Source organism: Streptomyces sp. NPDC002403 (assembly GCF_053593015.1).
Window position 1 is genome coordinate 21617 of record NZ_JBSFBQ010000072.1, and the last position, 9679, is coordinate 31295.

General features: G+C 72.7%; 8 protein-coding genes and 1 tRNA gene. 7 read left to right on the forward strand and 2 right to left on the reverse strand.

The window, feature by feature from the left end:
- Positions 1-112 precede the first annotated feature (112 nt).
- The 3 genes from ACWCPY_RS38890 to ACWCPY_RS38900 are packed head-to-tail and all read left to right on the forward strand — an operon-like array spanning position 113 to position 1811.
- Positions 113-676 (forward strand): hypothetical protein, encoded by a 564-nt coding sequence (locus ACWCPY_RS38890; protein WP_451273249.1) that lies wholly within the window; start codon positions 113-115, stop codon positions 674-676.
- A 1-nt stretch (position 677) separates the two neighbouring features.
- Positions 678-1358, forward strand: coding sequence for a class F sortase (locus ACWCPY_RS38895; RefSeq protein ID WP_451273251.1), 681 nt, complete (start codon positions 678-680; stop codon positions 1356-1358).
- Between the two features lie 18 nt (positions 1359-1376).
- Positions 1377-1811: a hypothetical protein gene (locus ACWCPY_RS38900; protein WP_451273253.1), complete on the forward strand. Its 435-nt coding sequence runs from the start codon at positions 1377-1379 to the stop codon at positions 1809-1811.
- Positions 1812-2299: 488 nt separating this feature from the next.
- Here ACWCPY_RS38900 and ACWCPY_RS38905 read toward each other — a convergent pair.
- Positions 2300-2373 (reverse strand) — tRNA-Lys (locus tag ACWCPY_RS38905).
- Between the two features lie 184 nt (positions 2374-2557).
- Between ACWCPY_RS38905 and ACWCPY_RS38910 the strand changes: the two genes are divergently transcribed.
- From ACWCPY_RS38910 to ACWCPY_RS38925, 4 genes are all read left to right on the forward strand, one after another.
- Positions 2558-3883, forward strand: a complete 1326-nt coding sequence (locus ACWCPY_RS38910) for a peptidoglycan-binding protein (RefSeq protein WP_451273255.1) — start codon at positions 2558-2560, stop codon at positions 3881-3883.
- A gap of 25 nt (positions 3884-3908) precedes the next feature.
- Positions 3909-5462 (forward strand): SPFH domain-containing protein, encoded by a 1554-nt coding sequence (locus ACWCPY_RS38915; RefSeq protein WP_451273257.1) that lies wholly within the window; start codon positions 3909-3911, stop codon positions 5460-5462.
- 158 nt (positions 5463-5620) lie between these two features.
- Complete coding sequence (locus ACWCPY_RS38920) at positions 5621-6211, forward strand: lytic polysaccharide monooxygenase auxiliary activity family 9 protein (protein ID WP_451273259.1); 591 nt, start codon at positions 5621-5623, stop codon at positions 6209-6211.
- Positions 6212-6237: 26 nt separating this feature from the next.
- Positions 6238-7971: an AMP-binding protein gene (locus tag ACWCPY_RS38925; RefSeq protein WP_451273261.1), complete on the forward strand. Its 1734-nt coding sequence runs from the start codon at positions 6238-6240 to the stop codon at positions 7969-7971.
- Between the two features lie 3 nt (positions 7972-7974).
- Here the strand turns inward: ACWCPY_RS38925 and ACWCPY_RS38930 are convergent, their stop codons facing one another.
- Positions 7975-9498 carry an MFS transporter gene (locus ACWCPY_RS38930; RefSeq protein WP_451273263.1) on the reverse strand — a complete coding sequence of 508 codons (1524 nt, stop codon included), beginning with the start codon at positions 9496-9498 and terminating at the stop codon, positions 7975-7977.
- Positions 9499-9679: the final 181 nt, after the last annotated feature.

Below are 9679 nucleotides of genomic sequence, written 5' to 3' on the forward strand. Positions count from 1 at the left end.
GTCCGCGCAGGGCGGGGGAGGGCCTCGGGCGGATGCCCGGGGGCCCATCCCCCGCGCTCCTGCGGATGCGAAAACCGCCGGGAGGCGTGAACCTGCACTGAGGAGGTTCACGATGCGTTCCACAACCCTCACGTTCTGTGCCGCCGCGGTCGTCGCGGCGACCCTGGTGCCGGCCTCGGCCGCACTGGCCGCCGATTCCGACCCCGGGTCCGCCCAGGAGAAAGGCAGCGCCTCCCTGACGGCGACCCCCTCCTCGGTCGCCCCGGGCGGTGAGATGGATCTGCGGCTGGAGGGCTGCAAGGGCCGCGAGGCCACCGGCGCGTCCGATGCCTTCGTCTCCGAGGCGCGCTTCTCGCCCGCGGCGGACGGGGGCCTCTTCGCCGAGGCCCGGATCAGCTCGGACGCCTCCCCGGGCGACCACGACGTCCGGATCGACTGCAAGGACGGCAAGGGTGCCGGGGCCGCCGGCAAGGTCACCGTCATCGACCGGGGCCGGGCCACTCCGCTCGCCCCGGTCGCCGCGGGCGGCGGCGGCACCGCCCTGTTCGCCGGCCGGGACGCCCGGCAGGAGGGTCCCGGCACCGTGCACGCGGTGATCGGGCTGGCGCTGGCGGCCGTCGCGGCCGTCTCCGTGGCGTTCCGCAGCGCGCGCCGCCGCCGTCCGGCCACGGACTGACATGTCCGCCCCGGACAGCCCCGCGGGGCACGGCAGGCTGCTCGCCGGAGTGGTCTGGGCCGTCCTGCTGCTGGGCCTGTGGCTCTGGGGCCGCGGGATCACCGACGGCTCCGGCGCCGGCTCCGCCCCGACCACCGGCGATGTCGCGGCGGTGGGCCGCCCCCTCGGCGTACCGCTGCCCCCGCCGCACGCCCCGATCGAGGGGGCCGTGCCCGAGCGGGTCGCGATCCCGTCGATCGGCGTGGAGGCCCCCGTGATCTCCCGCGGCCTGGACAAGAACGGGGCGATCGAACCGCCCCCGTTCGACACGCCGCAGACCGTCGGCTGGTACGGCGGCGGCACCGAGCCCGGCGCGAAGGGCCCCGCCCTCCTCGTCGGCCATGTCGACACCGAGACCCGGCAGGCCGTCTTCTACGGGCTGAGCGCGGCCCGTCCCGGCGCCGAGGTCGAGATCACCCGCGTCGACGGCACGGTCGCGGAGTTCACCGTCGACGACGTCCAGGTCTTCACCCGGGCCCGCTTCGACGCCCACAAGGCGTACGGCCCCCGCAAGGACGGCCGGGCGGAACTCCGCCTGATCACCTGCGGCGGCGCCTTCGACCGGGCGTCGCAGTCGTACGAGGCGAATGTGGTCGTCTCCGCCTATCTGACCGGTGAGAAGTCCGCGGGTGACAGCGCCTGAGATGTCACGACGGCACGGATGCGGCAGCGTACCGGCGCCCGCACCGAGTGGGAGCGGACGTACGGCGGTCACGACGGCCGGTCGGACATTCGGACGAGCACGGGGCGGACGGCCGCGCTGGCCGCGGCGGCGGCGCTGCTCGCGGGATGCGTCACGGGCCCGGACACCGGCCCCGGTCCCGGCGACGGCGGCAAGGGCACGGTGAGCGACCCGCACCGGGTCCACCCGGCCGGCGACGCGGCCGGACGGGCCGCCGCGTGCACCCGGGACGACGGCGTCTCCAACTTCGTTACCACGTGGGCCAGTACGGACCTCGGCAAGCGGCGCTCCGCCGATCTGCCCGAGGGCCGATGCCGACACCGACAGGCGCCAGGCGCGCGGCGCCCCGCAGGAGCGCCGCGCGCCGGACGCCCGTCGGCGTCGGCGTCATGGGCCATCCCCCCGCACCCGTGATCGGTGCGTGACCGGCCAGTCGTCCCGGCCTCGGCGATTTCCCGTCGGCCGCCGCTGCCGACAGCGGCGGCGGGACCCACCCCGCGTTGCGGACAACCGGAACTTCCCCCTCTCCAGCGCCAACTGCACGGTCCATCAGCCTGGTTGGAGCCGAGCTCCACCGGGCGGGCTGTCCGGCCCCGGACCCGATCGCAAGGGTGCGAAGAGTGGGTCACCAGTCGTACGTGCGATGTGTTGCCCCCTTGTGGAGGGGGCGTGCAGAGGCGTATGGCAACGGCCCTCGCGCCGCTGAGTGACCGCTTGGTGACTGTGTGACAGCTCCGCGACGACTGTGCGGCGTCTGTGCGGGTAGTGGTTCAAGGTGGCGCCGCGGAGGGCGTCGCGGGGCGGAGGCCCGGCGCGGGGCTTCGGTGCGGGAGGCTCCGGCGCGGAGGGTTCGCGAACGAGCAAAGCCCCCTCACGCGTGGTGAGGGGGCTTTGACTCTGCGTGCGCCGCCAGGGACTCGAACCCCGGACCCGCTGATTAAGAGTCAGCTGCTCTAACCAACTGAGCTAGCGGCGCCTGCTGACCTGGAGAACTCTACCCGAAGCCGGGGGGTGCTCCTGACCATTTACCGTCCATCACGGCCTGTCGGATGGTCGTTTTTTCTCTTCTGTCCGTCAAAATGCGATATGTCAGGAGAGTTGAGACACTGACGCCCGTGCAGATGCGCCCAAAGATCTTGACGAGTGCGGAGGGGAATCGCATGACTGTGCCGGCTTTCGAGGAGTACGTGCCCGCCATCGACTGCATCTGTGCGGGGTGCGCCGCGCAGCGGCGGGCCGCTGCCGGTGCACTGCCCGTGCGCTACGGAGGTCATCCGGCCGCACACGGGGCGCGCCGCGCCCTGGTGCTGGCCACCGCGGCCGGAGTGGTGCTGGGCTCCGGTGTCACCGAGGCGGTGGGGTCGACCGGTACGACGGGCGACCGGGCGGCGGGGGCGGCCGGAGCCGCCCGGACGGACTCGGACGGGGACAGTCCGCAGGGCGGGCCCGGACCGCTGCGCGGCGCCGGCGCCGCGGGGCCGCCGTCGTCCACCACGACCACGCCCAAGCTGCGCAGGAGCAGCCGGGCCGACATCATCAACCGCGCGAAGAAGTGGGTGTCGGCCGAGGTCCCGTACAGCATGGTCAAGTACTGGTCCGACGGATACCGGCAGGACTGCTCCGGCTTCGTGTCGATGGCCTGGAACCTGCCCGGCAACGAATGGACCGGCAGTCTCGCCGCGTTCGGGACGCGGATCGCACGGAAGGAGCTCCAGCCCGGCGACATCCTGCTCTTCCACAACCCGGCCGACCCCTCGAAGGGCTCGCACGTCACGATCTTCGGCGGCTGGACCGACTACACGCACACCCACTACACGGCGTACGAGCAGACGAAGCCGCACACCCGCAAGAAGAAGACGCCCATGGCGTACTGGACCAACTCCGGCAACTACGTCGCGTACCGCTACAAGGGCCTGAGCAGCGGCAGCACCGGCAGCGGTTCCTCGGCGGCGGGGTTCCCGGGCGCCGCGAAGTTCGGCCCCGGCGCCAGCAACAAGTACGTCACCCAGCTCGGCACGATGCTCATGGACCGGGGCGGCAAGCGCTTCTACACGGTCGGCCCCGGTCCGGGCTGGGGCGACGCCGACCGGCGCGCGACCCAGGCCTTCCAGAAGGCCCAGGGCTGGAAGGGCAAGGAGGCGGACGGCATCCCCGGCCCCGACACCTGGCGGCTGCTGGCCGACGGGACCGGCCGGGACATCCCCGGCGCCGGGGGAACGGGCGCCGGCCACGGCGACTCGAACCCGGATGCGAAGTTCCCCGGGCGGGGCCATTTCCGGCCCGGACAGTCCAACAGCCATGTCGACAGGCTCGGGAAGCAGTTGGTGAAGAAGGGATTCGGCAAGTACTACACGTCGGGACCCGGGCCCCGGTGGACCGAGGCGGACCGGCGCAATGTCGAGGCCTTCCAACGGGCTCAGGGCTGGCGGGGCGGAGCGGCCGACGGCTACCCCGGCCCGGAGACCTGGCGCCGGCTCTTCGGGTGACACGACGGACATGACGGAGGCGGGTATGCGATCCACGGTGTCGGACAGCTCCGGAACCCCGGAGAACGGAAGGCCGCGGGAGGACGGGCGGGAGCCGGAGCCCGTCCAGGTGTGCGGCCCGGACCGGGTGGCGCCGCCCGGGCGGGAGGACGCCGGCCCGGACGGGCCCGCCGGTCCGGGGGCCGCGGTCGCGGTCGCCGTCCCGGAGGCGGGGTCCGTCGCGGAGGCCGGTCCGGACTCCGTGGTCGATCTCGTGCTGGATCTGGTCCCGGGCGAGGACCTGGACTCCGCGTTCGGCGCGACCTCGGCCTCGGTGTCGGTCCCGGCCGCGGCGCCGGGGGCCGAACCCGCCCCGTCCCCGCCCCGGCACCGCTCGGCCCCCGGCACCGCCCTCGACTCCCTCCCCGTCTCCGGCGGCGACGGGGCCGTGCAGCAGCCCGGCGACACGCCGTGGGGGATCGGGCGCCACCACGCGGTCATCGCCAACGAGCGGACCGCGTCCATCCCCGTGCACCTGCTCTTCCGCGAGGACGCCGCGCGCGCCGACGCGGCCGCTCTCCCCGCCGATGTGCTGCCACGGGCGGCCGGTGGCGACCCGCCGCAGACGGGAGTGCGGCGGCCGCCCGTGCCGCGGGGGCCCCAGGTGCGGCCCTCGACGCGCCCGGCCCCGCTGGCCGATCCACGGCTCGCCGAGCGGTCGGGCCCCGCGCTCCCCGGCTGGCTCGCGCTGCTCGCCGGACTGGCCGGGGCCGCCGCCGGGGGTGCCGTGCTCTGGTGGATCGGTGCGCTGCCCGCCGGCGCGCTCGCCCGGTTCGGGATCGGCTCGCGCCCGTACGACGGGATCGGGACCGGCGCCTGGGCGGCGCTCGTCGCGCTGGTGTCGCTGGTGCTCTTCGCGCTCGGCGGCCTGAGCCGTGGACGTGTGGGGTACGCCTGGGTGCTGACGCTCTTCGGCGAGTACCGGGGGAGCGTGCGGCGGACCGGGCTGATGTGGATCAGCCCCCTGCTGCTGCGCCGCCGCGTCGACGTACGCCTGCGGCACTGGCGCAGCGAACCGCTCCCCGCCGTGGACGCCAACGGCACGGCGCTGCGCGTCGTCGTCCTCGTGGTGTGGCGGATCAAGGACACCGTACGGGCGACGCTCGGGGTCGCCGACCACGAGGCGTATCTGCGCGAGCAGGTCGAGGCGGCGATGGCCCGGGTCCTCTCGCAGCTGCCCGCCGACGCCTTCCACGAGGACGCGCACACCCTGCGCAACGCCGAGGCGGTCGGCGACGCGCTGACCCGGATGCTGAAGGCGGACTGCGAACCCGTCGGCATCGAGGTGTACTCGGCGCAGCCGACCGGAATCGAGTACGCGCCGGAGGTCGCCGCGGCGATGCAGCGCCGCCGGATCGCCGCCATCGACGCCAAGCACCGCGACAGTGTCTTGACTTCGGTGGTCGACGCGGTCGACGACACGGTCAACCGGCTGACCGCCCGCGGCATCGTGGAGCTCGACGACTACGAACGGAAGTCCCTGGTCAAGGACTTGACGGTGGCCTTCTACACCGGACGCAGCGGTGGGGAGGGCGCCTGAGGGCTCCGGGAGGAGGCCGCGCGGTCAAGCGGAATCCAACTCTCATTGGTCTGGACATGTTCATATCCCGTCAATAATCTAAGTCTTGGTCTAGACCGCAGGGCACGCGTGCAGCACAGCTCATGGAACCTCCCCCACGTTCTTGAGGAGCGACAGCAATGCGTAAAAGGGCAAGCGCGGCCGTGGTCGGCCTGGCAATCGCGGGCGTCTCGATGTTCGCGACGAGCACTGCCAGCAGCCACGGCTACACCGACAACCCCATCAGCCGTCAGAAGCTCTGTGCCAACGGCACGGTGACGGGCTGCGGCAACATCCAGTGGGAGCCGCAGAGCGTCGAGGGCCCGAAGGGCTTCCCGGCGGCAGGTCCGGCCGACGGCGCGATCTGCTCCGGCGGCCACGGCGAATTCGCCCAGCTCGACGACCCGCGCGGCGGCAACTGGCCCGCCACCAAGGTCACCGCCGGCCAGGGCTTCAGCTTCCGCTGGCAGTTCACCGCGCGCCACGCCACGACGGACTTCCGCTACTACATCACCAAGGACGGCTGGGACCCCACCAAGCCGCTGACCAGGGCCGCCCTGGAATCGCAGCCCTTCATGACGGTGCCGTACGGCGGCAAGCAGCCCCCGGCGACCCTGACCCAGCAGGGCACCATCCCCACCCAGAAGAGCGGGAAGCACATCATCCTGAGCGTCTGGAACATCGCTGACACGGGCAACGCGTTCTACGCCTGCTCCGATGTTCAGTTCTGACGTCTAGTCAGTTACCGTGCGGCGCCATGAGGAGCGCAGGCACCGTAGCGGAGCTCGTACAGCGCCAATGGGGCGACCACCGGCCCGGACTGAGACATCAGGACACCGTCCTCACTCATCACCAGGTCGCCTCGGGCGCTGCCGCACGGGCCGCGCTCCTGGCGGATCTGCTGTCGGCGGGCAGCGAACCGCACCTCGGGGTGCTGCTGGACAACACCCCTGAATTTCCCCTCTGGTTGAGCGCGGCGGCCCTGGCCGGGGCCGCCGTGGCCGGTATCAACCCCACCCGGCGCGGCGCCGAAATGGCCCGGGACATCCTGCACACCGACTGCCGGGTCCTGATCACCGAACGCGCCCATCTGCCGCTGCTCGACGGCCTGGACCTCCCCGGTGTCCGGATGCTGGTCACCGACACCGACGCGTACGCCGAACTCCTCGCCCCGTACGCCGGGGCCGTGCCCGGCGACACGGCCCGGCCGGACATCGGCCCCGGAACCCGGATGCTGCTCTACTTCACCTCCGGATCGACGGGCGCGCCCAAGGCCGCGATCTGCACCCAGGGACGGCTGGCGGCGGCCGGACGCTCGCTCGTCGACCACTTCGGCGTACGGCGCGAGGACGTCCACTACATCTGCATGCCGATGTTCCACGGCAACGCCGTGATCGCCGACTGGGCCCCCGCACTGGCCGGCGGGGCCGCCGTCGCGCTGCGCCGCCGCTTCTCGGCCTCCGGATTCCTCGACGACGTACGGGCGCACGGGGCGACGTACTTCACCTATGTCGGCCGCGCCGTGCAGTATCTGCTGGCCACCCCCGAGCGCCCGGACGACCGAGAGCACCCGCTCAGGCTCGGCTTCGGCACCGAGGCCGGTGCGGTGGACGCGGCCCGGTTCCGGGAGCGGTTCGGGGTGCGGCTGGTGGAGGGCTACGGCTCCTCCGAGGGCGGCGCGGCGATCCAGCGGACCCCCGACACCCCGGAGCGGGCGATCGGGAAGGCCGCGGCCCGCGACGACCTCGCGGTCGTGGACCCGGAGACCGGTGAGGAGCGGGCCGCCGCCGTCTTCGACGGGGCGGGCCGGCTGACCAACGGGGCCGAGGCGATCGGGGAGCTGGTCAACCGGGGACGTACGCCCTTCGAGGGCTACTGGCGCAACACCGCGGCGGAGTCCGAGCGGGTCCGCGGCGGCTGGTACTGGACCGGGGACCTCTTCTTCCGTGACGCCGAGGGCTTCCTCTACTTCGCGGGCCGCACCGACGACCGGCTGCGGGTGGACAGCGAGAACCTGGCCGCCGCGATGATCGAGAACATCCTGGCCCGCTGGGCGGACGCGGCGGCCGTGGCGGTGTACGCGGTGCCCGACCCGGTCGCCGGGGACCAGGTGATGGCGGCGCTGGCCATGCGGGAGGGGGCCGCCTTCGACCCGACCGCCTTCGCCGCCTTCCTCGCCGCACAGTCGGACCTGGGTACGAAGATGGCCCCCGCCTTCGTCCGGATCGTCCCGGCGATGCCGGTCACGGCGACGAACAAGGTGCACCGTGTGGGGCTGCGCCGGGAGGGGTTCTGGTCCGGGGGGTCCGTCTGGTGGAAGGGGGACGGCGCCGGGTACGAGCCGTTCGGCGAGGAGCGGCTGAGCGCTCTGCTGCGTGAGTACGAGGCACACGGGCGCGCCGTGCTCGGACCGAACGCGCCGGACGGGCGTGGAGTTCGAGCCCGTCCGGCGATCGAGGACACAGCGGCAAGGCATGTGGACGGGGCCTAGGCCCTAGTTCGTCAGGGCCGGCTCCCGCTGCGCGGCGGCCCCCGCGGCCCCCGCCCTCCGCAGGAGCGTCGCGGCCAGCACCGCCCCCGTCAGCAACAGTGCGGCCCCCGCCGCCGAGGCGTACTGCATGCTGTGCACGAAGGCCTCCCGCCCGATCGGGATCAGCGAACCGTCGCCCGTGGCCACCGCACCCGCGAGGGTCTTGCGGGCGACCTCCGGAGCGGAGTCCGGCATGTCCGCGGTGTAGATCGCGGTGGCCACCGCGCCCAGCAGGGCCATCCCCGTCGCACCGCCGAACTCCTGGCCGGTCTCCAGCAGCGAGGCCGCCGAACTCGCCTTCTCCGGCGGGGCCGTGGACAGCGCCAGGTCGGAGACGAGCGCCATCACGGTGACGATGCCGCAGCTCATCACGGCGCAGCCGCCGAGCAGCAGCCACAGGGAATCCGTACCGGTCAGGGCGAGGACGGCGAAGCCGGCGGCGGCGATGACGAAACCGGCGCAGATGACCCGCGCCCGGTCGGTCCGCTGGGCGATCGCCGTGGCCGTCGGGGCCGCGGCACCCACCGCGAGCGAGGGCGCCAGGCTCCACAGCGCGGCCTCCATCGTGCCCATGCCGAGCACCGACTGCAGATACTGCGTGGTGAAGAACGAGGAACCCATCATGGCGAACGCGGCCAGCGCGTTCAGCCCGATCCCCACCCCGAAGCGGCGGTCGCGGAACAGTTCCCGGCCGATCATCGCGTCGGCGCGGCCGCGCTGACGGCGGACGAAGAACCGGCCGACGACCAGCCCGGCGGCGATGATCAGCCCGTTCTGCACATCGAGCCCGTGGGCGGCGCTCTCCTTGATGCCGTAGACGACCGGCAGCACGGACCCCATCGAGAGCGGCACGCTCAGCAGGTCGAACCGTCCGGGGGCCGGGTCCTTGAACTCCGGGACCAGCACCGGGACCAGAACCAGCAGCAGCAGCATCGCCGGCACATTGATCAGGAAGACCGATCCCCACCAGAAGTGCTCCAGCATGATCCCGCTGAGCACCGAGCCGAGCGCGATCCCGCCCGCCATGGCCCCCGACCAGATCCCCACGGCCCGGCCGCGCTGCCGCTCGTCGCGGAACATGTTCCGCACCAGCCCCATGGTCGACGGCATCAGCGTCGCCCCGCCGACCCCGAGCAGGGCGCGGGCCGCGATCAGCATCCCGGGGCTGTTGGCGTACGCGGCGGCCACGGACGCGGCACTGAAGGCGAACGCGCCCAGGAGCAGCAGCTTGCGACGGCCGAACCGGTCGCCGAGCGAGCCCATCGTGATGAGCAGGCCGGCCAGGGCGAAGGCGTACACATCGAAGATCCAGAGCTGCTGGGTGGCGCTGGGGGCGAGGTCCCGGTCTATGGACGGGATCGCGAAGAAGAGGACGGAGATGTCCATCGAGACCAGGAGGAGGGGAAGCAGGAGGACCGTGAAGGCGGTCCATTCCCGGCGACCGGCCAGTTGGCCGCGCTCGGCGGTGGTGCTCGTGGCGTTCGTCATGCCAGGAAATGTACGACTGTTTAAAACGCTTGTCTAGTACGGCTGTTTAAAACATCTGTACATCCCGTCGGGCAGCAAAAAACGCACTGGGCGGTTCACGTGTGTACGTGAACCGCCCAGTGCGTTGTCTGTGCGCCGCCAGGGACTCGAACCCCGGACCCGCTGATTAAGAGTCAGCTGC